Genomic DNA, 24,908 nt, shown 5'->3' on the forward strand with positions numbered 1-24,908 from the left:
CATAACGTTAGCATTAAGTGAAGATCAGATTCTGGAAATCCATTTCTGTTAGGTTAAGCTCCTGAAGGTGTTTCTTTGCGACTTCTTCACATTTGTTTCGGAGCTCGTTTTTTTCCTTAGCTGGCAAAGCTAGTTCTGCATTGATTGCTTGATACCATCCCTCTCTATATTGATAATGATAATGTAAGTATTCTTTGACGGGAAAAATGAATCCGTCAATCTTGGCTTGTAGTTCGGCTATTTTCCCTTGTATGGAAGAGATTTCTTGCTTTATTATGCTGATTTTACTCAAAAGATCATTTTTGTGTATGTTTAAATTGTGTATTTCTTCTTTTTTAGATCTAATAAAGGCTTTTATTTTATCCACATTTTCATGTTCCTTCATGATAAAGTCAAATACTAATCCCCATATTATATAGACCACGAATCCTGCGAAGATAATTCCCCAAAAGTTTACACTTTGGATCGCATTCCAAGGGGTAAATTGTTGACCAATTATTGCATCGAATAAGAAAATTTTCTTTTCTATGAGGTAGGCTAGGATTACATCAAAAAGGAAGGTGAGTATAAAAAGAGCAGCTAATTTCATGAAGACTTTCCACCCTTTCTTTTTTTGAAACATGTGAATTAAATACCCAAGTCCCATAAAGACGAAGGGTATTGTTCCAACAAATATTGCTTCCAGCCAACCATCTGAAATCGCTTTTCCTAGAGCGTTAGAATCAAAGATTGCCGCCGTTAAGCTATCGGATTCAAAATTTTTGAAAAAAGCCGAGTAAGAGGCGGAAATGTAAAAGACAAAGAGGTAGATCGTTATCGGAAGAAGAATTGAAATTCCAATGTAAAATTGGGCTTTCGGCCGTTTGTCTGCATCAATACCATATCGTTCTGGATTTTGCTTAACATCTATCATTTCAAACTGTCTATCTTTTATTGTGGATGAGATGGTTTTTAATTGATCTTCTGTAATCGCAATTACGGTTTCCCTCTTCTTAAGTTCCGTTTTACATTTTTCCTGTTCCTCTTTATAAGGCTGCTTTAGCCGTAGTTGTTCATTGAGTTGTTTGCGACATTGATCTTCAAAACTGTTATAAAGGTTTTTAAGTCCCACCCCGAACGTGACAGGCTCACCCGAAGCTTTGGTAGAAGCCCCATAACCACTTTGAAAATAAGTGATTCGAATCTGCTCTTTGGATTCTGAAGATGTACTTTTAGACTCTTTTTCTATACCGTTCTTTTTTAAAGCAAAGAGGTTTTTGATGTTTTCCATGGTACTATGCCTTTAGATTGTTTAGAATGTCATCTTTACTAACCTTCTTATTGGCGCATTCCAATAAGTATTCAGTTATGGGAATTATTTTATCATCCTCAAAGTCAAATTTTTTACAGTACTTTTTTAAAGTATTGTATTCATCTTCGGTGACTTTTCCATCAGCCCAAATCATTAAGGCTAAATCATATAAATATTCTACCCGACCTTCTAGGGTCTCAGGAATAGTCGAATAGGAATCAGGACTTAAAAGCAAGCCGTTTAGTTGGACTTTTGAAATACCTCGGTCCTCAGCAAACTTGTATAGCATTCGTAACTCAAGAACATCAAAGTCCTCATCGGAAAGAGCAATTTGATATAGTCTTAGAAAGTGACTTTTTAATTCTGTTGAAATAATAATTTTTTCCATAATAGATGATTAAACCATTCGATCTCGGTCCAGTATTTTTTCATTTCTTATTGTCGCTTTTTGACTCTGGTCTGTCCTTTTTTTGGGTGCAAAAACCTGAAGCAGAAACAAGATGCCTACAACAATGTCTATGGGAATCCATTTCGATTTTTGGTACAGGTATACCGGGTAAATGGGATTGAAAACGATTGCTACGACCGAAAATAGAGCCACCCAATACCATGTTTTCACCCGACTTAAAATCACCCAAAGGGAGCCTATGAAAACCACAATCCGCAAGAAGGTGTAGTATTCTATGGGTAGATGTAGTATTCCCATGAATAATAGGATGGCACAGATTCCTGAAATAATTGTATTTAATTGGCTGGGAGAGTTTGACATTTTTTTGGGAATAATAAATTATCCTAATGTTGATCCATTCTGTAAAATCACTTTTTCAGGATTCCAGATTAGCTTAATATCCTTTAAGTCTTTGTCTCTAAGAGCCCTATCTTCGGATCTGTAAGGATTATATTCAGTGGTAGCATTCCAGGTTACTTTTCCTCCTGCCTTAATAGGTTGATCATAAACAAAACTCATTGATTGAATTTTTTCATCAAAGATGTTATTGAAGACGACTTCTCCTTTAATCGCCCTTATACCATTGTCAGATTTATTATGGATTAGGAATGTATACGTTATAAATTCTTCATAATCGTATTCTGTATATCCCTTTTTTGAGCAATGAACTTCTATTAATTCTTTCAGATTATTATTGTTTAATTCCATGATTTAATGTTTATAAGTTGGCCTTTTACAAGGCTTCCCTGATTTTGCGTGAATTCAGCTAGTTTCCAGTAAATCGAATTTTTATTGTGTAATGGAAAATGTCCTGATTCAAAAATTCTTAGCTAGATTTAAGCAATCATGATTATTGCTTGATTACATATTTTTTAAAGACATACCCTGAGAGGGTTTTGTTCAAGAGCTTTACCCGAATCCAGGATCCGGAAGCCTCAACCAGTTCCAGTTTTTCATTTTTTGCTAACTTTTTCAAGACGTCGTATTTCGTGCCGGGACCTTTTCTTAGGTTCAAGGTCTCCGCAGAAACCACAAGGATATCGCCCGTACGAAACGTTGGTTTCTTAGTATTAAAAGAAGAGGGTCGGGAAACACTGGAAGATCTAGGGCTGCAAACGCCACAAGAGCCTCCATTCTTTGCACAGTGCCTACATCCCGTGCAATTTTTACACGCGGTACAGTAAGCGGAACCCGTACATCCTCTTTCGGTTGTGCAACAGGAAGCAATGGCATCGGTGTTTTGCACGAGTGCTGCGACGTAGATGAAAAAAAGGAAAGGCAGAATTAAAAGAGTTTTCATAATCTTATGTATTGTCCTCCTCTTCAGCAATTGGAGCATTCTTTCTTACCGATTCAATTCCCTTTTCGCAGGCTTGTTTAGAGTTGTACATTTCACTAGTAGCAATGATTTCTCCGTTTCCTGCCTTTAGATTGAAGAAAAAGTACTTGTCGTTTTTACTTTTTTGGATTGTAAATTTTGGTTTTCCCATGTTGTGTACATTTTAATTAATGAATCGTTTTGCTATGTCTTTTTCTGGTATTACTTGATTGTTTTTCAATAAAACTTGAGTTTCCTGTGTAATCGGATTCTTAAAAGTTTCGAAACCAGGCCGGCAGTTTTTGTATCGAAAAACCAGAGCTTTTAATCCACTTATTAATCCGTTTTCTCTAGTCGTCTTGTATACATGTTGCGAACAGGACATTCTGAAAATACACCTACCTCTTTTTGAAGCAGGAATTATATGCCAATACCACTTAATAGCGAATAGTAATAGATGTTTCATTTTCTAAATACCGCCATTTGTCTGTGAGTAGTAAACCCAGGCTGAGCACCAATTCCAAAACATCCATTAATGGGATTTACAAATGAGGTTACGCTTTCCAGCCGGACATATTCCCAACCGAGGTTTGTTTGATTTTGAATCAAATCCTCTAACTGTTCTGCAACCTGCTTTTGTGTGTTCTTGGCCCTGTCAATTGAAGCGACAAAGGGTACTACCTTGTATTCCATAACTTAAAAGTTTAGAAGGAGGCCTTAATTAAAGCCTCCTTGATTCTAGGCGTATGCGATTAATTTCCAATCGGTTGAATTTCCATTGTGTGGAGGAAATGTTTCGCCCTCAGAGAGTGGAATGGTATCTATGGGAGGTGATTGCGCCTCCCAAACTCCTGATTCTGGACATTTTTGTCCTGTGTGTCTAATTGTTCCCAATGGTGTTCTAGCCATAGTTTTAAGTTTTAGATTTATACTCCAAACCTAAAACCCTTAGCAGTCAAATCCTTGCGGGAATCCGCGAAGCAAAAAAAAATGTGAAAAGAAATTAGAGAAACCCCAATTTGGTGGCCTTATGTACCAATTGGGCAGGAGTAGAAGCATCAAAATGGTCTTTTAACCTACTAATACGGTCTTCTACGGTACGCATACTATTGGGAGAAATATCTTCTTGTTTCAGATGTTCAGGAATATCTATTTGCTTGATACCTCTGGCAAGCAATCGCATTAAATGAATTTCGTATTCGCCTATTTGTAATACGTGTTTTTGTTCCAGAAAGGATCGCGTAACCGGGCAAATATAGGTCTGTCCCTTGTGTACAAGATGTATGGCTTTTGTAAGTTCTTTAAGACCATTAAGCCCCTTGCAAACATGAGCCTCAACTCTCAGGTCGTTCATTAGCGACTTGATGATACCTTGCTTTCCATTTCCCGTAAAAACAATAATCTTTAATTCCGGTTGTATTTCCCGTACACGTTTTATGAGTTCTTCCCCAGATGGAATCTCATCTTTTCCGAAAGAGGAGGTGAATTCCAAATCGGTAATGAGTAATTCGAAGGGTGCTTCCTCGAGCAATGCCTTTTTAATTTGCCAGTAAGTGTCTATACAAAAAGAGGTTTGTGAAATGGTCGGAATATTCAGTTCCTTAAGGGCTGTCATCATCCCTGTTTTGCTATCTTCATAATCTTCGGCAACAATTACTTTGGTAAAGGACATGGTTTTCAATTTAAATAGGGATTTCAATTTTTAGGGTGAATCCCTGTTGTAAATCCGATCCTAAATTAAGTCTGCCGCCCAGTTCTTTCACGCGGGTTTCCGCACTGCGGAGTTTGGGCTGAGCGACTTCCGTTCCTTTTCCGTTGTCGGAATAATTAATGATAAGTGTTTTGGGTTCTTTGAAAAAAGTGACCGCAACCAAGGTCGCTTCGCTATGTTTCTTCATATTGGTAAGCAACTCTTGGACGAGACGAAAAACCCCTTCTTTGGTTTGGGCCTTGATATTGGCCCAAAATTCAGGTTTTTGGGGTGTCGTTACGATATTGGTTTTTGTATTTCCATAGGAATTGAGAAGGGAAAGCAGTTCGTCTGGATAATTTTCTCCAGTATCTACAGCCGAATATTCCCGGGAAATATCCCTCGCCTTGGAGTAGATGGATTGCAAGCCATCCAATACCTTATATCCTTTTTTCTCTAGAAAATCAGGATTGTGTTGGATTTGCGTCATAAGATAGTACAGATCATTACCTACTTCGTCATGTACTTTTTTTGTAAGTCGATTTTCGGTTTTATGACGTTCTTGGATTTTAGCTAATTCGGCTCTCTGACGACCTCGTTGCTTCAAGAAAAAATAAATGAAAAGGGTGCTAGCCAATGCTATTAAACCAATGAATAAGAAAATGTTTTTCAAGTTTCTTTGATTTGAACTTTCGAGTTTCTCTTCCTGAATATTTTTTGTGAGCAGTTCATTTTCATAACGTGTAGGTGCATATATCTCCCTTAGTTTGTTTCGTGCATCTGATATCTCACGATAAAGATTATTTAACCTTTTTGATGATTCCAAATCTAGACCTTCAATTTTTTCGATGCATTCGAGTGCCTCAATTTGAGCCATTGGATTCTTGAGGCCTTTTGCAAACCCAAAGGCAATGGTTGCATGTTTTAAGGCTTGCTCAGGATTAATTTGGCTAAAATATTCTGTTAGTTTTATGTTACTGGAGATTAAGTCTTCATTTCTTTTTTGCCGTATATCAAGTGCCTCCAATATCAGGTTTAGTGATTGGTTATTCGTTGAGTCCTTCTTCCATAGTACATATCCAAGGTTGTTCGTCACTCTGGCGTACTCCGTTGAATCTTTTATAACTTCAGGTGTATTACGAAGAGAATCTAGAAGTGCTATAGACTTATCAAACTCACCTCTCTGCTCATAGATGTTGGCTTTTGTGTTGAGAAAAGTAAGAACCTCATTCATGCCCACTTTTTTGAAAGCAATAGAATCTTTAATAAGATCTAATACTTTTTCATTCCATTTCAGAGCATTGGAGTCTTTTTTTTGCTCTTTATAACAGACTGAAATAATATGATATAAACCTGAAATGGTTCTATAATCATCCGTTTTGTCGTTAAACTCGAGACCATCGATCGCCGTTTGTAAACTTCCTCCATAATCACCCATTCTTTTTTGAATGTTCGCCATGGCCATGCATCGTTTCCCGGCTTTCAAACTGTCCCCAATGTTCCGATGTATCTTAAAAGATCTATTGTAGTTTTCGAATGCTTTGGTCCATTCTTTTTTCTTTTTGTTATAAAGCCCAATTTTAAAGTAAGCCGTTCCTATATAGTTACTATCTGATTTAAGTTGCGCTTTTTCCAATAAAACATGAGAAGCTTGTATGGCTAAATCCCATTTGTCTTCATCATTATAAAGTGAAGCTTTTCTGCTATATCCTTTTAAGATGAGAGAGTCGATATTAAATTGGGCGGCTCCTTCTATAAATTGATTTACTGCTTTATGTTTTTCGTCATCCGATAGGCTGTCTTCTTTGCTCAGCGAGTAAAAGACAGAAAGACTATCAATTCTAGATTGTAATTCAGGAGGCAGTGAATTCTCCTTATCTCCTAAGCAAGAAAAAAAAAGAGGGATAAAGACCAGAGAGAACAAAAAGAGGGATGAAAATCTAACACATTTCATCCCTCTAAGTTAAGAAATTAAGTAACTAAGGCTACTTATTGTCCATCCTCATCTTCCTCTTCAACTTCGCCATCATCACCTTCGGTAGATTTTTCTACTGGGTCAACAATAGGAGTGGGGGTACAGGAGGTAAAGGTCGGGCCCAAAGCTAATAGGGCTGCTAAAACTAAATATATGATTTTCATTGTTTTAAAAATTTTCATTAGAAATCTGCCCCGAGACTTTCTCGAGTGAGTTTCCGGGGTCTAGAAATCCCGGACGGAGTATGTATTACTCCACTGCAGTGTTTGGAAAGTGGAATCTTGAAGTGCATTCGTGATAGCTACTTTCCATCGAACTATTCACACACGCACTGCGGATTCCCGCGGGATGCTAAGGGTCACTTTAGCTATGTTAGCACTACATAACCCGAGCAGCATCTGAAGCAAATATTGGGGAGATTTCTGAGGATGCACTGACATAGTACAGACATTACAAAGACATTTTGTAAGTATCTAACAATCAAATATATATAGTCATGAAAAAAAGAATGGGCCATCCCCGATCCAAGGAATATTTTGTTGAATTATTAATGATTCTGGTATTTGAAAAGGCCAAGAAAGATTCAAATGAGACCCTGAAGCAGAAGCTGGCAGAGCATTTAGGTGCAAGGATAAAAGACCCAATAGATGACCGAACCTTTATACGATACTATAATGGATATATCCTAGGGGGGAGGAAGAGGATGCCTCAGAAGTTTACCTTAAAAGTATTAAGCAGATATTTAGGGTTTGAAGACTTTGAGGATTTTATGCAACAAAAAGAAGTAAGTGTGGAGAAGGATATAATGCTATTAGAAAGAGTGAAATTAAGACAAGAAATGAGAAAAAGAACTCAATTAGGAATTGGCTTAATCGTACTGCTGTCTATTGCACTCATATTTTTCATTTCCAAATACTACAAGAAAAATTGTATGTTGTGGGTAGATGATCATTTTGAAAAAATTCGGTGTTCGGGACTGGAACTGGAAGAACCCTTGGAACCTTTAAGACTGGCCAATTTTAGAAAAGTCGAAGTTTGCCAGGACAGTATTTTCTTTAAGGATGGGGAGCCAGTGAAATTCTATTTGAAACATCTAGGGAATATTGAGTTTTTCACCTACCCTGGTGAACATCCAATATACAACGGGAAGCACTTGGACCCTGTGACACCCACTATTATTCGATCGTGGGTACCACCCTGCAACTCATTGCAAAATGAAAACCCCTAAAATATGAAGCTCTGATTTCCGTTATTTCAAGGTGAAATGGGTTTTACTATATATTCTGTTATTTCCAATGGTTCTGCTAGCTCAAAAGACTGAAGAAACCAAAACCATCCACGTCTATGTAGCCCTTTGCGATAATGAAAACCAAGGCATTGTTCCGGTTCCCAAACAGTTAGGAGATGGACAGGATCCAAAATCTAACCTGTACTGGGGCGCTTTGTATGGTATGAAAACCCACTTTAAACGAAGCGCCCAATGGAATTTGATAAAAACCCTTCAGTCGCAAAACCCCCATGTTTTGGAACGAGTGCTTTTTAAGCATAAAAACACTGAAACCTATTTACTGGCTGATGCCTACGACGGGAAATACATTAAAAAGACCACCATCGATTTCCTAAAAGCATCGTCGGGGGATCTTCAGGAGAAGATCGACCATAGCGGGAAGACACTTTTGTTTGGCGGAGGAGCCCAACTATTGGCGTACATAGGTCATGACGGACTTATGGAATTCGACCTGGAGGAATCTTTCAAACCCTGTGATGGAGAAGAAAGGGATGCGGTAATTTTGGCTTGCATCAGCAAGGAGTATTTTAAGCCCTATCTTCAACTTACCAAAGCCAATCCGTTGGTGTGGTCTACAGGATTAATGTCACCCGAAGTATACACTTTGGAGGCAGCGATAGAAGGGTGGATTGCCAACGAAAGCGATGCCCAAATTCGCGAACGGGCGGCGCAAGCCTATCACAAATACCAAAAATGTGGCATAAAAGGAGCCCGCAACCTACTGGTTACGGGCTATTAAAAAATGATCTTTGCTTTCGTCTTATCGAATCAGCACCTTCTTCGTCACCTTCCTTCCGGTGCTATCGGTAAACTGAACCAAGTAAACCCCTTGGGATAATGTTTCGGTAGGCAATCGATAGACTTTTTCTTCCATGGAATGGGAAGACAATAGTTGCCCTTGTAGATTGTACACGCCAAAATTGATGGCCTCATCAGTCGACAGGGTCGAATGGATTAAAATTTCTTCAGCATTCGGATAGGAAATCACTAATGCATTATCTAATGAAGAAACACCATCTACTGAAAGTCCGGGACCTTCATGTACTCGGATGTTTCCAATGTTTACTATATAATTTGCATCGGCAATTACTGGGCCATCCATTCGAACCCCTATGGTTGCCAATTCTCTCCCAGCATAGGCACCTAGCAATCTCGTTTTTGGAATCCATTCCCCAAATGTAAAGCTGGTAACATCCATGGCAAGGGTTTCGTCTGGCGCATCGGCAAAGGTTAGAATAAGGGATAGTGTATACTCTTCTTCAAAATCCTGAATATAGTATATGATGTCTATCTTACTGTCTGGGGTAAGCGTAATATTCGTTTTATATAGGAGTAAATCATCCAATTCTGGACTCACGGGGTCACCGTCAATACGAAGAGAGGATCCGCCATTATAGGCTAGGTCGAAATCCCAAGAGGCACTAAAAAATGCATTCTCGGAAAAAGCAAATTGCCATGTGGGCAAGATATCCTGATCATTCAGATTGTGCCACGGATCGGAACTCGTTTCTGTCCCTTCCGTAAATTTTTTCAATCCATGTCCTGTGTTGAAATTGGTTTCAAAAGGGATTTCGGTAATTGTGGAGGCGGCTGGAATCCAATTCGCATATCCTTTAAATCCGGAAGGGTCTTCCACCCTTGGATTTCTATCCGCTCCAGCGAACATATGGCGTTCTTCACTATAAAAGTTGGCATAATCGGCAGGGTCGGTATTAAAAATACTGTACTGGCTGTTATTGAAAATACAATTGGGAGCGAAAAGTCCTAAAGAAGTGTACGGCGTTTGCTGATTTTCATGCAGCCATCCCATCCAAGCATTTCCGCCAGTTTCAAATGGGGCTTGGTTCCTGCCGGGCCATACATCGACGCCAGTAAATACCTCAAATTCGGAGCGGCCAATTTCCTGAGCTCGGTTACGGGAAGCGATGGGTGGCGGTGTTCCGCCCCAAAAGAAATTGATGAAGATATTACTGCTTACGCGTTGTTCGAATCCATTGCCTGAATTCCCGTCTTCGTCATTCTGTACAAAGGGACTGTTGTTGGCGTTCAAGCGGTTTTGCCAATCCACATTTCCACTCAATAGCATGGCATCGTACCACATTACATCTTTGCCCACGACTTCCACCGCAGTGGTAAGATCCCTTAGGAATTCATACATCAACTGCGCAGTGGCAGAATTGGTATTGGTTTCTTCATTAATAAACCAACCATCGAAGTTATAGTGTTCCATAATCTGCACCATGATGGGGATCACAACAAAGTCTCCATTGCCATCCTGTTCCAGGAAATTCTGAAGGATGGCCGTGGTTCCGCCAAAGACATTGGGAGCGAAAAACACATTGGCATATACTTTCACACCATTTTTATGAGCGGTATTTACCCATGGGGCAGAAGGTAATTGTACGTTTTCCTCGAAGGTACCCCCAAACCAAACCAATTTGTCGATGTAGGACCAGTTAGTGAAGTTGTAGAGATTGAAGACGTCCTGCTCTTCGCTATAATTGGCAAAATTCCCCATGCCATCGGGTAAATAGGCGATTTCCATATCGTTGGAAAGCGTTGGATCGAATTGCGTATCGGTGTTTACGAATCGGGGAAGTAGCTCCTGGGTTGCGATGAGTGCATCATCTGCCGTAGGACCAGTAGGCGTCCAAGCCTTTAGTTCATCTATGCTCAAAACATAGGGTGGCGCCACTGTGATTTGTGCGCTCAGGGCATAACTAACGAAAAGGGAAAGGAAGAGAATGTAATTTTTAATCATAGTAATTTGGTTATAAGATTTTAAAGGTACTACTTAGAAGGGAAAAGCAAGAAATAATGGAGAGGTGATTTCCGTAGGAAATTATATAGGGCCCGAAATAGTAAGAATATAGTAATGGACTCCGAGTTTTTCGAACGGAGTTCGGAATATATCGAGGAGTCGCGGTAGAATAAGTCACCAAAAACAAAAACCCCCGCCACTTGGCGAGGGTTTCTAATATCTAAATCTAGTATCTCACTACTAGTATCTGTAGTACTCAGGTTTAAATGGACCTTCCACTTTAACACCAATATAATCGGCTTGGTCTTTACGAAGTTCTGTCAGCTCCACTCCGATTTTGGCTAGGTGCAATTTTGCAACTTTTTCATCCAAGTGCTTAGGCAACATATACACTTTGTTCTCGTAGTTTTCTATGTTGTTCCACAATTCGATCTGAGCCAAAGTTTGGTTGGTAAAGGAGTTACTCATTACAAAACTCGGGTGACCCGTAGCACATCCTAAGTTTACCAAACGACCTTCTGCCAATAGGATGATATCCTTTCCGTTAAGGTTGTACTTATCCACTTGCGGTTTGATTTCAACCTTCTCGCTGTTTGCGTTCAACCAAGCAACATCGATCTCGTTATCGAAGTGACCAATATTACATACGATGGTCTTATCCTTCATCGCTTCGAAATGCTCTCCGCGAACGATGTCTTTGTTTCCAGTCGTAGTGATTACCACATCGGCATTACCTACTACAGTTTCCAAACGCTTCACTTCGAATCCGTCCATAGCAGCTTGTAAAGCACAAATAGGATCGATTTCAGTAACGGTTACGATAGATCCAGCCCCTTTAAAAGAAGCCGCGGTTCCTTTTCCAACATCACCATATCCACAAACAACCACACGCTTTCCAGCCAACATTACGTCGGTAGCACGACGAATGGCATCTACCGCACTTTCCTTACATCCATATTTGTTGTCGAATTTAGACTTGGTCACACTGTCGTTTACGTTAATGGCAGGCATAGGCAATGTTCCATTTTCCATGCGCTCGTACAAACGGTGTACCCCAGTGGTAGTCTCTTCAGATAGACCATTAATACCAGGAACCAATTCTGGGTATTGATCCAATACCATATTGGTAAGGTCCCCACCATCGTCCAAGATCATATTCAAAGGTTGGCGATCTTCCCCAAAGAATAGGGTTTGCTCGATACACCAGTCGAATTCCTCTTCGTTCATTCCTTTCCAAGCATATACCGGAGTTCCGGCAGCAGCGATAGCTGCAGCAGCTTGATCTTGGGTAGAGAAAATATTACAAGAACTCCAGGTTACTTCCGCTCCCAAAGCCTGTAGGGTTTCAATAAGTACGGCTGTCTGAATGGTCATGTGCAAACATCCAGCAATACGAGCTCCTTTTAATGGTTGCTCGTCCTTATACTCTTCTCTTAAGGACATAAGACCAGGCATTTCGGCCTCTGCCAATTCTATTTCTTTACGACCCCAATCGGCCAATGAAATATCTTTTACTTTATACGGTACGTAGGGTACAGTTTTCGTAGACATATTGTTATCTTTGAAATGTTATGTTTCTCTGAAAAATTTCAGAATGCAAAATTACGGAATATCCTTGTAACTAGATGCCTCTTTACAAAACAATAACAGTTAACGATAGGACTAATGTCCTCATTTGGAAGATAGAAGAGTCTTTTGAAGAACTTTCTGATGGAATTTCCCTAACACAACATTGCCGTTCCCGAGTGGATGGAATGAAAAGCGACCTGCACCGTCGTGGCTTTATGAGTGTACGCCATTTGCTGAAAGAAGTAGGCTATACCGATCATGATTTGTACTACGATGACAAAGGGAAACCCCATTTGCAAGACGGTAAAAAAATCTCCATTACCCATTCGTATACCTTTTCCGGAATTATTGTGAGCGAAGATGAAGTGGGGATCGATATTGAAATGCAACGTCCTAAAATCCTGAAAATCGCCCATAAGTTTACACCCATTGAAGAATATAGAACCTTAGCCAATGATGACGCCGTGATGCGAAAACTTACTATGGTTTGGGGTGCCAAGGAAAGCCTTTATAAGAGCTTTGCCGAAAAGGGAGTCAGCTTTTTACAGCATATATACGTGAACGACTTCCGATTGGACAGCATGGAAACCGTTGCCGAAGTGGGCTTTGAAGGTCGATTGGAAAAATACCATGTATGGTTTATGGAGTTCGAAGGGTTTACGGGGGCCTATGCCATCATAAACAATGGGCACTGATGAAAGCAATGCTGAAAGAAACCTTCCTGAAACTCATGGGAGCCTATACCCAAGATACGGCCTATGCCGAAAATTGTTGGCAGGAATTGGAAATGGCCTACACCCAATCCTCAAGGTACTATCACAATTTGAAACACCTTCTGCACATGATCCAAGGATTGGAGGAAATGGAGGATTCTGTAAGCAACCATGATTGCTTGTTGTTCGCTATCTTTTATCACGATGCAGTATACAATGTAAAGCGACAGGACAACGAAGTGAAGAGTGCCGATCTTATGGAAAATCATTTGCGCAAGACCTCTTTTGATGACATCCCCGTATGCCGACAACTCATTGAAGCGACCAAATTGCACGAAAGCGCGAATGATGATATGAGAATCCTAATGGATTTGGACCTCGCCATTTTGGGTCAGGAGGCTGAGGTGTATGAAACTTATTCAAAAAACATCCGAAAGGAATATAAGATGTATCCCGGGTTTATGTACAGGAAAGGCAGGAAGAAGGTGTTGCAACACTTTTTGGAAAAGGACCAGATCTTCATGACCGATCATTACCTTGAAAACTATGAACAGCAAGCCAGGGAAAACCTGAACCGCGAATTGCAATCCCTTTCCTAATGACGTTCCTGCAATCCCTTCAACAAAAAATACAAGAAGGTCAACGACTGCTGGCCATACTTATAGATCCCGAAAAATTTGAAACGGAGCAGGCACCTGCGTTCATGCGAACCCTTCCCGTAGATACCACACACATTTTTGTGGGCGGAAGTACCGTGCCCGAAGGAAGAACGGAGGCGGTTGTGGAGGCATTAAAAGGATGTACCTCGAAGCCTATTTTCATTTTTCCGGGGGATTACAATCAGATAGCCGATAATGCCGACGCCTTGTTGTTTTTGAGTTTGTTATCGGGACGCAATCCCGAATACTTGATCGGACAGCAGGTGAAAGCCGTTGCCAAACTAAGGGAAGCAAAACTGGAAGTAATACCCACAGGCTATATTTTAATTGATGGTGGAAATGAATCAGCCGTGCAACGAGTAACTGGAACAGCACCACTTTCGCAAGAGAATATTCAAGAAATTGTAGATACTGCTAAAGCAGGCGAACTCATGGGTGCCCAATGGATTTATTTGGAAGCGGGCAGTGGTGCACAGATTCCCGTTTCCCAAGATATTATAAAAGCAGTGAAAGCCGATATCACCGTTCCCTTGATTGTGGGTGGTGGCATTCGGTCCGAAATACAAAAAGTAAGAGCGTACAATGCAGGTGCCGATATGGTTGTTATGGGTACCATATTCGAAAAAGAATAACATGGAAATATCAGTAGAATTAACTCTAACTCCTATTCAGGATGATTTTGAACCACCGATTATAGAATTCATACAAAACCTACGTAATTCGGGTCTTACCGTTATGGAAAATCCTTTGAGCACTCAGGTATACGGAGAGTATGAAGCGGTGATGGGCGTGCTTCAAAAAGAAATGAAGACGGCCTTGGAAGCCATGGAGAGAGGGCTGTTGTATATGAAAATCGTAAAATCCAATAGAAGCGACTATGAGCCTCATTTTTGATTTCCTTTTCGGCCAATATTCCGAATACGAAACCCTAGATATCGTTCTGGAAATTATAGCCGTGTTTTTTGGTCTGCTTTCAGTTCTTTTTTCCAAACAGAACAATGTGTTGGTGTTTCCCACAGGCATGATTAGTACGGCCATTTTCGTATACCTATTATTGAAATGGACGCTGCTAGGGGATATGATGATTAATGGATACTATTTCATTATGAGCGTATACGGTTGGTATATCTGGACCAAAAAGGTGGATGAATCCCACGTGACCCCTATTTCCGAAACGACCTCCAAAGAGAAAGGCTATTCCGTTTTCATCTTTATCGCTACCCTTGGGTTTGTTTATTTGGTCTATACTTCTTTCGATAAGTGGAACGATTGGACGGCCTATGTGGACACCTTAACCACTGCCATATTTTTTGTGGGAATGTGGCTCATGGCCCGACGTAAAATTGAAAACTGGATTTATTGGATTATTGGTGATATCATTTCGGTTCCGCTGTACTTTTATAAAGGATTCACCTTTACCTCTCTGCAATACCTTATTTTTACTTTCATAGCTATTTTCGGTTATCTCGCATGGAAAAAACACTTAGACAAATCCCCAGCGATTGCTTAAAAATCGTTCTCTTCGGGCCAGAATCCAGTGGGAAGACCACCCTTGCCAAGGCCTTGGCCGAAAAGTACGAAACGGAATGGGTGCCTGAATTTATGCGTGGGTACCTTCAGGAAAAGTGGGATCTTCATGGAGAGCATATCACAAAGGAGGATCTCATTCCCATTGCACAAGGCCAAATTAGAACCGAAAATGAAAAGGCCCTGAGCGCAAATTCGTACCTTTTTTGTGACACGAATTTGCGTGAAATGAAGGTGTATTGCGAGTATTACTACGACGGATTTTGCCCTGAAGCCATCCTAGAAGCCTGTAAAAATGAGCAGTACGATCACTACTTTCTAACACAGATAGATATTCCGTGGGAAAAGGACGACTTAAGGGATAGACCCGATGATAGATTAACACTATTTCGTACTTTTGAGTCGGAACTGATAACAAACCATCTTCCTTATACCCTTCTGGAGGGCACTTTGGAAGAACGAATTCACGCAGCATCCCAAGTCTTACAAACACTTAAAGAATAGCGCTTAATGCTAACGGAAAAGGATATAGATCAAATAGAAACCCATGGACTTACCCTACATAAGGTCTATAAGCAATTGGAAACCTTTAATCGCGGGATTCCGTTCGCCAACGTCATAACCACGGCCTCTATTGGCAACGGTATTCAAGAAATTGACGAGAAGGAGCGTAAGCAGTTGGAACACTATTTTGACGAGAAAAAGGATGATCTGGACATCGTAAAGTTTGTTCCGGCGTCCGGAGCTGCCACCCGTATGTTTAAGTTCCTTCATGAGTTTCTGGAAAGTTTCGATCCGGAAAAAGATGTTTTCCGTACCTATGCCAAAAAGAATCCCAGCGAAGATCTGGAAACCTTCTTTTCTTCCTTGAGTGAGTTTGCCTTTGTAAATGAAGTGCGTAAGAAGATCCGGGAAATGTACCCCGACTACAAGAAATCATCCAAAGGACAGCGCTATCACTATTTTGTAAATGCCATGTTGAGTGAAGAGGGGTTGAATTTTGGGAATAAACCCAAAGGCCTTGTTCCATTCCACCGTTATAAAAAATACGCAACAACGGCTTTTGAGGAACAGCTCATAGAGGCAGCTAGTTATTCGGCTGTGAAAGATGATATATATCTTCATTTTACCTTTTCGGAAAATCATGTGGACGCTTTTAAGGAAGAATTCAATGCCGTAAAAAGTCGCGTAAGCCGAAAAACAAAAAAGACCTACCATATTTCGTATTCCTTTCAGAATAAGGATACCGATACCATCGCCGTAGACCCAGATAATAAGCCCTTCAGAAATACAAATGGGAAATTGGTGTTTCGACCTTCGGGGCATGGCGCTCTGCTTAAGAACCTAAACGACGTAAATGCGGATATTATCTTCATCAAAAATATAGACAATGTTGCCTCTCAGGAATACAATCCGGAAATTGGTTGCTATAAGAAGGTACTAGCAGGTAAACTATTACAGCTTCAGTCCAAAATCTTTGGCTACCTCAAGAAATTGGAAGGCGACATTACTTTAGAAGAAGTGAAGGAAATACAATCCTTCGTTTGGAACGATCTGGATGTTAAAGATATTCCCCATGGCATTTCTGCCATGACCGAATTCCTAAATAGACCCATACGCGTTTGCGGCGTAGTTCGTAATACAGGAGCACCAGGTGGAGGTCCGTTTTGGGTGAAGAATGTTGAAGGACAGGTTTCCCTTCAGATTGTGGAAAAATCGCAAATTGATATGGACAACGAGCGCCAGCGAAGTATTGTGAATGAAGCTACCCACTTTAATCCGGTAGATATTGTTTGCGGGCTGCGTGATTATAAAGGGGAGAAGTTCGATCTTATGCAATTTGCCGATCCTTATACCGGAATCATTTCAGAAAAATCGGAAAGTGGTAAGCCCATTAGGGCGTTAGAACTTCCTGGCTTGTGGAATGGGGGTATGGCACAATGGAATACGGTCTTCGTTGAGGTTCCTTTAATTACCTTCAATCCCGTAAAAACCGTAAACGATCTTCTTAAAAAAGAGCATCGTCCCAATGCCTGATGCAAGTCGATGTACTTTTAAAAGAACTTCAATTTAGAACGGCACGTAGTAGTGGACCGGGAGGTCAGCATGTAAATAAGGTATCCTCCAAGGTAGAGGTACTTTTCCATGTTTGGGATTCTGAAGCCCTTACAGAAAAGGAAAAAGAACTTCTCAAAGAGCGTTTGTCCCATCGTATTTCAGAAAAAGGATTCCTCATTGTAAAAGACGAATCCAACCGCAGTCAACATCGCAATAAAGCTTTCGCTATCGATAAGTTGGTCGAATTACTTCGTGAACATCTTAAGGTGCGTACTCCCAGAAAACGAACCAAGATTCCCAAAAGCGTAATTGAAAAGCGATTGAAGGCGAAACACCAAAAGGCACTTAAAAAGCAAAACCGAAAACCACCCAAATGGGACTAGTGCACACAAAGTGTGTAAAAACTATACAGTTTGTGTAGGAGATTACACACATGAGTATCGCTCGACAAATTTCTCAATAACTTTTATTTAACTGAATATCAAATACTTAAGCGTTAATTTGCTAATTCTGGAAGTTTGGTATCGATTTTTCTATACTCTAAGCGATAAGGAAAATGAAAAATTGTTGATTATCCCCACAAAAAATTAAATCTATGAAAAAGTTAATGATCGCTACAGCGATAATAATGGTATCACTAACCTCAATCAATGCCCAGTCATCTTTGAAGGAATCTCCATCAAAAGCGCAAGTTGCCTCCTCACAAGATGATTATAAAGAAGTAAAGGTGTCTGAATTGCCCCAAGCTGTAAAGGATGCTATCGCCAAAGACCTCGAAGGCGCTACAGTATCCAAGGCTTACGCTAATGAAAAAGGTGAATTCAAACTAGTTGTGACCACTGCCGATAAGTTAAGTAAAACATTGTATGCCAACAATAAAGGTGAGTGGATTAAAAAGCAGTAAGCTGCAGGTATTTTTAGATTCAATACTTCGCATGGGTGCCCTTAGGGGCACCCTTTTTTTATGATAAATTTTACGTTGACCTAAGGTATACTTCTTATTTTTACGGAGTTATAACAAACCTATGGCCGATACAATCTTAATCCTCGAAGATGATATCGCCTTTCTTACTATGCTGTCCACCTTCCTGGAAAGGAAGGGTTATTCCGTGGAGGGAGTCTCCTCTATGGCCGAAGCTGAAGGAAGGTTACTAGAAAAATCATTTTCCCTACTCATTACCGATCTTAAACTGCCCGATGGTTCGGGACTTTCCATTTTGGAATATGCCAAAGAGAAGTCACCATCCACCCAAGTCATCCTCATGACCGGCTATGCCGAAGTTTCCTCTGCCGTGAAAGCAATTAAAAAAGGGGCCTTGGATTATATTTCCAAACCTTTTCGTCCTGAGGAACTGCTCATGATTATGGAACAGACAAAAGAGGTAGAGCAAACACCGAAAAAAGAAAAAAAGACTGCCCCGTTGCCTCAGTTAAATGATGAGGTGAAAAAAACCAACTTCGTGGCTGGTATTAGTGAAGCTTCTAAGAAATTCCATCAGTACCTAAAATTGGTGGGTCCTACCGATATGGGAGTGCTCATTCAAGGGGAGAGTGGAACGGGAAAGGAAGTTGCGGCACAAGCCATTCATGCGTACAGTTATAGAAGCGCCAATAATTTTGTAGCTGTCGATTGCGGTGCCATTCCCAAGGAAATTGCAGCCAGTGAGTTTTTTGGGCATGTTAAGGGAAGTTTTACAGGTGCAGTAAATGACAAAAAAGGTCATTTCGAAGCAGCCCATGGCGGCACCCTCTTCTTAGATGAAGTAGGGAACCTTTCCTATGAAAATCAGGTGCAATTGCTGCGTGCCCTTCAGGAGCGTAAAATAAAACCGGTAGGGAGCAATTCAGAGATTGAAGTGGATGTGCGTATTATTTCCGCGACCAACGAAGATCTTCTGGATGCAGTGGCCAAAGGGAATTTTAGGGAAGACCTATATCATAGGCTTAACGAATTTTCCATTCAGATACCTTCCCTGTGCGAACGAAGGGAGGATTTATTCCTGTATACCGAATATTTCCTGAGTGAAGCCAATGAATCTCTGAACAAGAATATTCTTGGCCTTTCATCGCAAGTTGAATTGGCTTTCAAAAACTACAACTGGCCTGGAAACCTTCGGGAACTGAAAAATGTATTGAAAAGAGCTGTTTTATTAACACCCGGTTCGCATGTGGAGATCGATGCAATTCCTCAGGAAGTTGTAATAGGGTCGGAACCGAGACCTGTTAGGAATTTCTCTAAAAGTTTCAATGAAAAACAGCTCATCATCAATGCACTGGAAGAGACAGGGAATAATAAATCCAAAGCAGCGCGATTGCTCAATATTACCCGAAAGACACTTTACAATAAAATGGATTTGTATGACCTTAAGCTGTAGCTTTTTCCCTGTTTTTTAGGGCATCGGTCAGTTTTTTTACTTCAACTTTTAGGTTGGCGAAGAGACTCTCCATTTCAGATTGTGTGGTTTCCCCTTTGGCACAATGTTCCATGGTTTCCAAAATGGGATTTATTTTCTTGGCATTCAACTGCCGGCACATGGTCAACATGCGATGGGCCGTATTGGCCAATAAAGGACAATCGAATGTGGCGATGGCTTGTTCAATATGTTTTACATCCTTTTCCGTTTGTTCGTAGAAAATACTAAGAACTTCGTCCACACTTTCGGGATTATTCAGAAAAGATTCCAAGAAGGAAAGGTCGTATAAGGCGTGCGACGGATTTTGGAACACCTTTAATTCTGGAAGATGCGTTTCTATCTTGTTTAAGAATAGCGGGCTTAGTGCTGCAATGAGTTGATTTTTACTGAAGGGTTTCTGAAGCATATCTGTAAACCCCGAGTCCAGATACTTGCTACGCGGATGTTGTCGGGCACCCGTCATGGCAATGATGGGCTGATTGGTATAGGATTCCAGCACTCCGCTTTGTAATTGTTCCACTACCTCAAAACCACTGGTATTCGGCATTTCAATATCGGTGAGTATAAAATCGAAATCCAAATGCGGATGCTTCAAAATTGAATCGAAAGAAGTGAACCCATATACCTCGATGTTCATTTGCTCAAAGAGTTCCTTCAGTAATTTGATCATGGACGCATCATCATCGATAATGATGGCTTTCAGGTTTCCATTAAGTGCGGCTATGCGTTGCGGAACAATGGATTGTGCTTGTTGTGCCGCAACAGTCTGAAGCGGTAGCGTAAAATAGAACGTACTTCCTTCTCCCAAGGTACTTTCTACCTTCAGGGTTCCCTCCAATAGATTGGCAATCTTTTTGGAAATAGCCAGCCCCAATCCGCTTCCCCCAAATTTTTGAAAGGTATCACTTTCTGCTTGGGTAAACTCCTTGAATATGAGTTGTTGTTTCTCTTTTGAAATACCTATTCCAGAGTCGGTCACAGCAATTTCTACTTGGTAGGTGTCATCCTTTAGACTTAGCACATTGGCCGTAATTTGTATACGTCCCTTTTCGGTAAACTTGTAGGCATTGCTCACCAAATTATGGACGATTTGTTGGATTCGAAGGGGATCACTTTCAAACACCTTTCCCTCTAAGGTTTCATCGATATAGAGGTTGAGGTCTATGGGTTTTTCTATGTGAAGGTCTTTGGAAGCTTTGGCAATTTGGTGCAATAAGTTTTCCAAGGAGAAAGGAACCTTATCTATGGGTAATTTCCCTGCTTCCAATTTTGAAAAGTCCAGCAGGTCATCCACCATTTTACTAATAAAATGAGCACTGGAGGCAATTTGCTGGGTGTAGTTCTGCTGTTTTTCTGAAAGCGGTGTGTGGGTGAACAATTCGGAATAACCGACAATAGTATTTAATGGAGTCTTCAAGTCGTGGCTCACAGTGGCCATTAATTGGTCCCTGGTCTTTAAAACTTCATCCGAATATTGCTTTTCGCGTTCCAGTTTTCGTTTTAATCGTTCCGTTTTAAAGAAATCATTCAAAATGAGATAGGAAAATAGAATGATCACTCCGAGTCCGAGAACCCCAGCAAACCGAAGGACCTTTTTTGTTTTGGCTTCCGAAGCTATTTTTTGTTGATCCTCAACGAATCGATTGCGGCTCATTTCTGCATCGAAATCGGCAATCATTTCCCGCAGACGGTACGAAATGTCCAGTTCGTTCTGCAATAACTCGTTTTCTTTTTCCTTCAAAGCATTCCGGGTACGGGAGTTTTCCCTTTTGGCTTCCAAAACGATATAGCGGGAAATTTTCACCAAGCTATCTATCGTAATGCTGTTTACTTGGGTGGTATCGAAGCCTACGTTCGTTTCGGTGAAATAATCGGCCCATTTGGCCCATGCTTTGCGCTTGGCATAACTCAATTTACTAGGCTCCCTTATGATGTCTTCGACACTGAGGCGTCCTGTTTTACGATCAAATTTCTTGAATTCGCGAAGGATGTCATCCAAAGAAGTATTCTGTTCGCTGGTCAATTTTAAAACCCGTAGCTGTTCTATATTCTGAATTTTCCGTTGCAACAGCATCTTTACACTATCCAATTGTACTTTTTGGGCGGAATCGGTAATAATGGACTTTAAAGTGTCTATTTTTTTGTAGAGTGCATTGCTCTTTTGAAGGTATTGATCGAAGTCCTCTTGTTTCTGTGTAAGCAAGGCAATTCGGGAGAAACTATCGGTTTCGTACACCTCATTGATAAGGGTTCCCGTTTCAATGATTTTTTCGGTTTCCGTTTCCGCTCCCGAAGCGGCTATATAGGTTCGGTACTCTGTATACAGGAAATAACTTACTACCACTGCCAAGGCACCGAGCACAAGGTAGCTTACAATGATTTTTAGGGGAAAGCGGGTTTTAGGTTTGTTCACTAGTTAAATATACAGATAATCAGGGGTTTATGCAATTTAAAAATCTCGAAAAACTCCTTTAAGTTTTGCTTTTTCAATAAAAAACACTTTTGTACTTTTGTCGCGCATCTCAAAGGGGTGCTGTTTTTCAAGAACGACTTCTATACTAACAACAAAGACCGGTATTTGTTGTTTAGTTGGAAGTTTGAAAAATGGCTGAGATTATACCCATGGAACCTGGGCGGGTAATGCCGCTAAGGGAAGCCGAAAACAGGAAATGAAGCGTTCATTTTCTGGATAGGCGCTGGACGGCAGGGAATATCCCTATGCCGGATTTACTAATAATTTATAACCAAGAATAATAACCCCTTTTATTCGTAACCTAATTGTACGAATGAAAAAGTTATTTTTTTCTATTTTTTTGGGACTCACCACTATGCTTGTGATGGGTCAAGAATTTACCGTTTCGGGGACCATTACCGATGAAACGGGCATACCTTTACCAGGTGTAACGGTAACGGTTAAGGGTACTTCGACTGGGACACAGTCCGACTTCGAAGGAAGGTATAGCCTTTCCCTAACCGAAGGATCCTATGTTTTTGTCATTAGCTATGGGGCGTATGGCGGACCTGAAGAATTAAGGGTTCAGGTATTCGAAGATTCCGTAGTTAACTATCAAATCGGTCAAAGAGAAGTGTTGGACGAGGTATTTCTAAGTGCGATACGCGTTTCTGCCGATTCTCCCATAACCCACTCCAATGTGGATAAGGAGGAAATCGAAAAGCGCAACTTAGGACAGGACCTTCCTATTCTTTTAAATTACCTTCCTGCAGTTGTTACGACTAGTGACGCCGGGGCAGGGATAGGATACACCGGAATCCGTGTACGGGGAAGCGACGCTAGTCGTGTAAACGTAACCATCAATGGAATTCCTTACAACGACTCAGAAAGCCAGGGAACCTTTTGGGTAAATCTACCCGATTTTTCATCTTCTGTAGAGAGTATTCAACTGCAACGCGGTGTAGGAACTTCTACCAATGGATCTGGTGCTTTTGGAGCTAGTCTTAACATTTTAAGTGATGGTGTTCAGGAAGAAGCCTTTGGACAATTATCCAATTCCTACGGTTCTTTCAACACTTGGAAACATACCGCTAAGTTTGGAACTGGATTGTTGAAAGATAAGGTGGAATTGGTAGGACGTCTTTCCAAAATTGAAAGTGATGGATATATAGATCGCGCTTCAAGCGACTTAAAATCCTATTTTCTTCAGGGAACCTACAAAGGAGACAATACCTTGCTGAAGGCCCTAGTGTTCGGTGGAAAGGAAATTACCTATCAGTCCTGGTTTGGGATCGACGCTGCTACATTAGAAAGTGACCGTACCTTCAACCCAGCAGGAGCTCGATTTGATGCTGATGGAAATTTGGACGGGTTTCACCCGAATCAGGTAGACAACTACACCCAAGATCACTATCAGTTACTTTGGAATCAGCGATACGATAATAATTGGAGCACCAATGTAACCCTTAACTACACCTATGGTCGTGGATTCTTCGAGGAATATGAAAACGACGCCGACCTTGATTTTCACGGTCTAAGTTCTGTAGAGGTAGGAGGCGAAACCATTTCCAGTGCCGATCTTATCCGTCGTCGTTGGTTGGATAACAACTACTATGCTGCCAATGCCAATGTAAACTATAAAAATGATCGTTGGGATACCAGTACGGGTGTTTTCTATAGCTACTACGAAGGGCTTCACTTCGGGGAAGTAATCTGGTCCCGTTTTAATGTAGATGGTGAATTGGGGGACCAATACTATTTCGGAACAGGGGATAAGCATGAGTTCACCGCTTTCTCTAAAGCGACCTTCCAAGTGAATGATCAATGGAGCGTGTATGGAGATTTACAGGCCCGAATCGTAAATTACAAAACGGGTGGATTAACGAGTGACAAGATAAATCTATTGGTGGATGAAACTTTTGAATTCTTCAACCCGAAATTCGGTGCTAGTTTTTCATTGAATGATACCAATCAGTTTTACTTTTCCTACGGAAGGGCCAATCGCGAACCGCGAAGAAGCGATTTCGAAAATGGTGTGACCAAGGCCGAAAAGTTGGACGATTACGAATTGGGATGGCGTTTCAATAGCGAAAAAGTACAGGTGAATACCAACTTGTACTATATGGATTACCAAGATCAATTGGTATTAACAGGCGAATTGGATAATTCGGGAGCCCCTGTAAGAGCCACCAGTGGTAAAAGCTACCGATTGGGATTGGAAGTGGATGCTGCCATTCAATTAGGGGACAAAGTAACCCTACGCCCTAACATTGCGGTAAGCAGCAACAAGAACAAAGATTTCGTTACTTCAAGGGATGGGTCTTTGGTGAATCTAGGAAATACCAACATCTCATTTTCTCCTTCAGTAATAGCAGGAAATAGTTTAGAGTATGCTCCCGTAGGCAATCTACGACTAGCGTTCCTTTCCAAATATGTGGGAGAGCAATACATGGGGAACATTGATAGTGAGACTTCCAAATTGGACAGTTACTTCATCAATGATTTTAACGTAAGTTATACGATCGAAAATGTTCCTTTTGCTAAATCCATTGTATTGTCTGGATTGGTAAATAACCTATTCAATGTAGAGTATATATCCAATGGATATTTCTTTACGTATGACGATGATTTCAGTAACCCGGGAACCATTACCACCATTGAAGGTGCTGGGTTCTATCCACAGGCGACCATCAATTTCTTGGTAGGCGCCACCGTGAATTTTTAATAGCTAGCCAAATTAAATAA

The 24,908-nt window shown here is 40.8% G+C and carries 28 protein-coding genes; 13 read left to right on the top strand and 15 right to left on the bottom strand.

Features of this window, described 5'->3' with window-relative positions; genetic code table 11:
* Positions 1–13: 13 nt before the first annotated feature.
* The 12 genes from POV27_RS01565 to POV27_RS01620 form a co-directional block, all read right to left on the bottom strand.
* On the bottom strand, positions 14–1,270 hold the full coding sequence (locus tag POV27_RS01565) for an ABC transporter permease (RefSeq protein ID WP_272860972.1): 1,257 nt from the start codon (positions 1,268–1,270) through the stop codon (positions 14–16).
* 4 nt (positions 1,271–1,274) lie between these two features.
* Positions 1,275–1,679, bottom strand: coding sequence for a hypothetical protein (locus tag POV27_RS01570; RefSeq protein ID WP_272860973.1), 405 nt, complete (start codon positions 1,677–1,679; stop codon positions 1,275–1,277).
* Positions 1,680–1,688: 9 nt separating this feature from the next.
* Positions 1,689–2,060: a DUF6804 family protein gene (locus POV27_RS01575; RefSeq protein WP_336375825.1), complete on the bottom strand. Its 372-nt coding sequence runs from the start codon at positions 2,058–2,060 to the stop codon at positions 1,689–1,691.
* Between the two features lie 18 nt (positions 2,061–2,078).
* Entirely contained in the window at positions 2,079–2,447 is a 369-nt protein-coding gene (locus POV27_RS01580; protein WP_272860975.1) for a hypothetical protein, read from the bottom strand.
* Between the two features lie 142 nt (positions 2,448–2,589).
* Complete coding sequence (locus tag POV27_RS01585) at positions 2,590–3,039, bottom strand: SH3 domain-containing protein (protein ID WP_272860976.1); 450 nt, start codon at positions 3,037–3,039, stop codon at positions 2,590–2,592.
* Between the two features lie 4 nt (positions 3,040–3,043).
* Positions 3,044–3,229: a YegP family protein gene (locus POV27_RS01590; protein WP_272860977.1), complete on the bottom strand. Its 186-nt coding sequence runs from the start codon at positions 3,227–3,229 to the stop codon at positions 3,044–3,046.
* A 12-nt stretch (positions 3,230–3,241) separates the two neighbouring features.
* The gene (gene yidD / locus POV27_RS01595; protein WP_272860978.1) at positions 3,242–3,523 is read right to left on the bottom strand and encodes a membrane protein insertion efficiency factor YidD; all 282 of its coding nucleotides are present in this window, start codon (positions 3,521–3,523) and stop codon (positions 3,242–3,244) included.
* On the bottom strand, positions 3,520–3,750 hold the full coding sequence (locus tag POV27_RS01600) for a hypothetical protein (protein WP_272860979.1): 231 nt from the start codon (positions 3,748–3,750) through the stop codon (positions 3,520–3,522). The genes yidD and POV27_RS01600 overlap by 4 nt, the downstream gene beginning before the upstream one ends.
* Before the next feature lie 45 nt (positions 3,751–3,795).
* Entirely contained in the window at positions 3,796–3,966 is a 171-nt protein-coding gene (locus POV27_RS01605) for a hypothetical protein (protein ID WP_272860980.1), read from the bottom strand.
* A 94-nt stretch (positions 3,967–4,060) separates the two neighbouring features.
* The gene (locus tag POV27_RS01610; RefSeq protein WP_272860981.1) at positions 4,061–4,729 is read right to left on the bottom strand and encodes a DNA-binding response regulator; all 669 of its coding nucleotides are present in this window, start codon (positions 4,727–4,729) and stop codon (positions 4,061–4,063) included.
* 10 nt (positions 4,730–4,739) lie between these two features.
* Positions 4,740–6,701, bottom strand: coding sequence for a tetratricopeptide repeat-containing sensor histidine kinase (locus POV27_RS01615; RefSeq protein ID WP_272860982.1), 1,962 nt, complete (start codon positions 6,699–6,701; stop codon positions 4,740–4,742).
* 35 nt (positions 6,702–6,736) lie between these two features.
* Positions 6,737–6,886, bottom strand: coding sequence for a hypothetical protein (locus POV27_RS01620; protein WP_272860983.1), 150 nt, complete (start codon positions 6,884–6,886; stop codon positions 6,737–6,739).
* 332 nt (positions 6,887–7,218) lie between these two features.
* On the opposite strand from POV27_RS01620, the gene POV27_RS01625 reads away from it, so the two are divergent.
* Both POV27_RS01625 and POV27_RS01630 read left to right on the top strand, forming a co-directional pair.
* Positions 7,219–7,950 (top strand): hypothetical protein, encoded by a 732-nt coding sequence (locus tag POV27_RS01625; protein WP_272860984.1) that lies wholly within the window; start codon positions 7,219–7,221, stop codon positions 7,948–7,950.
* 67 nt (positions 7,951–8,017) lie between these two features.
* A complete protein-coding gene (locus POV27_RS01630) occupies positions 8,018–8,749 on the top strand; it encodes a hypothetical protein (RefSeq protein WP_272860985.1) in 732 nt (243 codons plus the stop codon).
* A 21-nt stretch (positions 8,750–8,770) separates the two neighbouring features.
* Here POV27_RS01630 and POV27_RS01635 read toward each other — a convergent pair whose 3' ends face one another.
* Positions 8,771–10,771 carry an endo-beta-N-acetylglucosaminidase gene (locus POV27_RS01635; protein ID WP_272860986.1) on the bottom strand — a complete coding sequence of 667 codons (2,001 nt, stop codon included), beginning with the start codon at positions 10,769–10,771 and terminating at the stop codon, positions 8,771–8,773.
* 240 nt (positions 10,772–11,011) lie between these two features.
* Entirely contained in the window at positions 11,012–12,322 is a 1,311-nt protein-coding gene (gene ahcY / locus POV27_RS01640; RefSeq protein ID WP_272860987.1) for an adenosylhomocysteinase, read from the bottom strand.
* Positions 12,323–12,396: 74 nt separating this feature from the next.
* On the opposite strand from ahcY, the gene POV27_RS01645 reads away from it, so the two are divergent.
* The 10 genes from POV27_RS01645 (at position 12,397) to POV27_RS01690 (ending at position 19,672) form a co-directional block, all read left to right on the top strand.
* Complete coding sequence (locus POV27_RS01645; RefSeq protein WP_272860988.1) at positions 12,397–13,035, top strand: 4'-phosphopantetheinyl transferase family protein; 639 nt, start codon at positions 12,397–12,399, stop codon at positions 13,033–13,035.
* Complete coding sequence (locus POV27_RS01650; protein WP_272860989.1) at positions 13,035–13,652, top strand: HD domain-containing protein; 618 nt, start codon at positions 13,035–13,037, stop codon at positions 13,650–13,652. The genes POV27_RS01645 and POV27_RS01650 overlap by 1 nt, the downstream gene beginning before the upstream one ends.
* Positions 13,652–14,344: a geranylgeranylglyceryl/heptaprenylglyceryl phosphate synthase gene (locus tag POV27_RS01655; protein ID WP_272860990.1), complete on the top strand. Its 693-nt coding sequence runs from the start codon at positions 13,652–13,654 to the stop codon at positions 14,342–14,344. Before POV27_RS01650 ends, POV27_RS01655 begins: the two co-directional genes overlap by 1 nt.
* Position 14,345: 1 nt before the next feature.
* The gene (locus POV27_RS01660; protein ID WP_272860991.1) at positions 14,346–14,606 is read left to right on the top strand and encodes a thiamine-binding protein; all 261 of its coding nucleotides are present in this window, start codon (positions 14,346–14,348) and stop codon (positions 14,604–14,606) included.
* Entirely contained in the window at positions 14,590–15,222 is a 633-nt protein-coding gene (gene pnuC / locus POV27_RS01665; protein ID WP_272860992.1) for a nicotinamide riboside transporter PnuC, read from the top strand. Before POV27_RS01660 ends, pnuC begins: the two co-directional genes overlap by 17 nt.
* Positions 15,183–15,743: an ATP-binding protein gene (locus POV27_RS01670; RefSeq protein ID WP_272860993.1), complete on the top strand. Its 561-nt coding sequence runs from the start codon at positions 15,183–15,185 to the stop codon at positions 15,741–15,743. The genes pnuC and POV27_RS01670 overlap by 40 nt, the downstream gene beginning before the upstream one ends.
* Positions 15,744–15,749: 6 nt before the next feature.
* On the top strand, positions 15,750–17,276 hold the full coding sequence (locus POV27_RS01675) for a DUF4301 family protein (RefSeq protein WP_272860994.1): 1,527 nt from the start codon (positions 15,750–15,752) through the stop codon (positions 17,274–17,276).
* The gene (gene arfB, locus POV27_RS01680) at positions 17,276–17,680 is read left to right on the top strand and encodes an alternative ribosome rescue aminoacyl-tRNA hydrolase ArfB (RefSeq protein WP_272860995.1); all 405 of its coding nucleotides are present in this window, start codon (positions 17,276–17,278) and stop codon (positions 17,678–17,680) included. Before POV27_RS01675 ends, arfB begins: the two co-directional genes overlap by 1 nt.
* Positions 17,681–17,892: 212 nt before the next feature.
* A complete protein-coding gene (locus POV27_RS01685) occupies positions 17,893–18,201 on the top strand; it encodes a hypothetical protein (RefSeq protein ID WP_272860996.1) in 309 nt (102 codons plus the stop codon).
* 121 nt (positions 18,202–18,322) lie between these two features.
* Complete coding sequence (locus tag POV27_RS01690) at positions 18,323–19,672, top strand: sigma-54-dependent transcriptional regulator (RefSeq protein WP_272860997.1); 1,350 nt, start codon at positions 18,323–18,325, stop codon at positions 19,670–19,672.
* Here the strand turns inward: POV27_RS01690 and POV27_RS01695 are convergent.
* Positions 19,662–22,124 carry a hybrid sensor histidine kinase/response regulator gene (locus POV27_RS01695; protein WP_272860998.1) on the bottom strand — a complete coding sequence of 821 codons (2,463 nt, stop codon included), beginning with the start codon at positions 22,122–22,124 and terminating at the stop codon, positions 19,662–19,664. The two genes, POV27_RS01690 and POV27_RS01695, sit on opposite strands and share 11 nt — an antisense overlap.
* A 373-nt stretch (positions 22,125–22,497) precedes the next feature.
* On the opposite strand from POV27_RS01695, the gene POV27_RS01700 reads away from it, so the two are divergent.
* A complete protein-coding gene (locus POV27_RS01700) occupies positions 22,498–24,888 on the top strand; it encodes a TonB-dependent receptor (protein WP_272860999.1) in 2,391 nt (796 codons plus the stop codon).
* Positions 24,889–24,908 lie beyond the last annotated feature (20 nt).

The sequence above is a fragment of the Aureisphaera galaxeae genome (assembly GCF_028561275.1).
Lineage (GTDB): Bacteria > Bacteroidota > Bacteroidia > Flavobacteriales > Flavobacteriaceae > Aureisphaera > Aureisphaera galaxeae.

What these genes read in the sequence shown, in the direction of transcription:
- POV27_RS01700 (WP_272860999.1), top strand. Translation starts at nt 22,498, where the DNA reads ATGAAAAAGTTATTTTTTTCTATTTTTTTGGGACTCACCACTATGCTT.
- POV27_RS01615 (WP_272860982.1), bottom strand. Translation starts at nt 6,701, where the DNA reads ATGAAATGTGTTAGATTTTCATCCCTCTTTTTGTTCTCTCTGGTCTTT.
- ahcY (WP_272860987.1), bottom strand. Translation starts at nt 12,322, where the DNA reads ATGTCTACGAAAACTGTACCCTACGTACCGTATAAAGTAAAAGATATT.
- POV27_RS01675 (WP_272860994.1), top strand. Translation starts at nt 15,750, where the DNA reads ATGCTAACGGAAAAGGATATAGATCAAATAGAAACCCATGGACTTACC.
- POV27_RS01580 (WP_272860975.1), bottom strand. Translation starts at nt 2,447, where the DNA reads ATGGAATTAAACAATAATAATCTGAAAGAATTAATAGAAGTTCATTGC.
- POV27_RS01570 (WP_272860973.1), bottom strand. Translation starts at nt 1,679, where the DNA reads ATGGAAAAAATTATTATTTCAACAGAATTAAAAAGTCACTTTCTAAGA.
- POV27_RS01605 (WP_272860980.1), bottom strand. Translation starts at nt 3,966, where the DNA reads ATGGCTAGAACACCATTGGGAACAATTAGACACACAGGACAAAAATGT.
- POV27_RS01655 (WP_272860990.1), top strand. Translation starts at nt 13,652, where the DNA reads ATGACGTTCCTGCAATCCCTTCAACAAAAAATACAAGAAGGTCAACGA.
- POV27_RS01685 (WP_272860996.1), top strand. Translation starts at nt 17,893, where the DNA reads ATGAAAAAGTTAATGATCGCTACAGCGATAATAATGGTATCACTAACC.
- POV27_RS01630 (WP_272860985.1), top strand. Translation starts at nt 8,018, where the DNA reads ATGGTTCTGCTAGCTCAAAAGACTGAAGAAACCAAAACCATCCACGTC.
- POV27_RS01610 (WP_272860981.1), bottom strand. Translation starts at nt 4,729, where the DNA reads ATGTCCTTTACCAAAGTAATTGTTGCCGAAGATTATGAAGATAGCAAA.
- POV27_RS01575 (WP_336375825.1), bottom strand. Translation starts at nt 2,060, where the DNA reads ATGTCAAACTCTCCCAGCCAATTAAATACAATTATTTCAGGAATCTGT.
- POV27_RS01645 (WP_272860988.1), top strand. Translation starts at nt 12,397, where the DNA reads ATGCCTCTTTACAAAACAATAACAGTTAACGATAGGACTAATGTCCTC.
- POV27_RS01635 (WP_272860986.1), bottom strand. Translation starts at nt 10,771, where the DNA reads ATGATTAAAAATTACATTCTCTTCCTTTCCCTTTTCGTTAGTTATGCC.
- pnuC (WP_272860992.1), top strand. Translation starts at nt 14,590, where the DNA reads ATGAGCCTCATTTTTGATTTCCTTTTCGGCCAATATTCCGAATACGAA.
- POV27_RS01585 (WP_272860976.1), bottom strand. Translation starts at nt 3,039, where the DNA reads ATGAAAACTCTTTTAATTCTGCCTTTCCTTTTTTTCATCTACGTCGCA.
- POV27_RS01690 (WP_272860997.1), top strand. Translation starts at nt 18,323, where the DNA reads ATGGCCGATACAATCTTAATCCTCGAAGATGATATCGCCTTTCTTACT.
- yidD (WP_272860978.1), bottom strand. Translation starts at nt 3,523, where the DNA reads ATGAAACATCTATTACTATTCGCTATTAAGTGGTATTGGCATATAATT.
- POV27_RS01650 (WP_272860989.1), top strand. Translation starts at nt 13,035, where the DNA reads ATGAAAGCAATGCTGAAAGAAACCTTCCTGAAACTCATGGGAGCCTAT.
- POV27_RS01660 (WP_272860991.1), top strand. Translation starts at nt 14,346, where the DNA reads ATGGAAATATCAGTAGAATTAACTCTAACTCCTATTCAGGATGATTTT.
- POV27_RS01565 (WP_272860972.1), bottom strand. Translation starts at nt 1,270, where the DNA reads ATGGAAAACATCAAAAACCTCTTTGCTTTAAAAAAGAACGGTATAGAA.
- POV27_RS01625 (WP_272860984.1), top strand. Translation starts at nt 7,219, where the DNA reads ATGAAAAAAAGAATGGGCCATCCCCGATCCAAGGAATATTTTGTTGAA.
- POV27_RS01620 (WP_272860983.1), bottom strand. Translation starts at nt 6,886, where the DNA reads ATGAAAATCATATATTTAGTTTTAGCAGCCCTATTAGCTTTGGGCCCG.
- POV27_RS01670 (WP_272860993.1), top strand. Translation starts at nt 15,183, where the DNA reads ATGGAAAAAACACTTAGACAAATCCCCAGCGATTGCTTAAAAATCGTT.
- POV27_RS01590 (WP_272860977.1), bottom strand. Translation starts at nt 3,229, where the DNA reads ATGGGAAAACCAAAATTTACAATCCAAAAAAGTAAAAACGACAAGTAC.
- POV27_RS01600 (WP_272860979.1), bottom strand. Translation starts at nt 3,750, where the DNA reads ATGGAATACAAGGTAGTACCCTTTGTCGCTTCAATTGACAGGGCCAAG.
- arfB (WP_272860995.1), top strand. Translation starts at nt 17,276, where the DNA reads ATGCAAGTCGATGTACTTTTAAAAGAACTTCAATTTAGAACGGCACGT.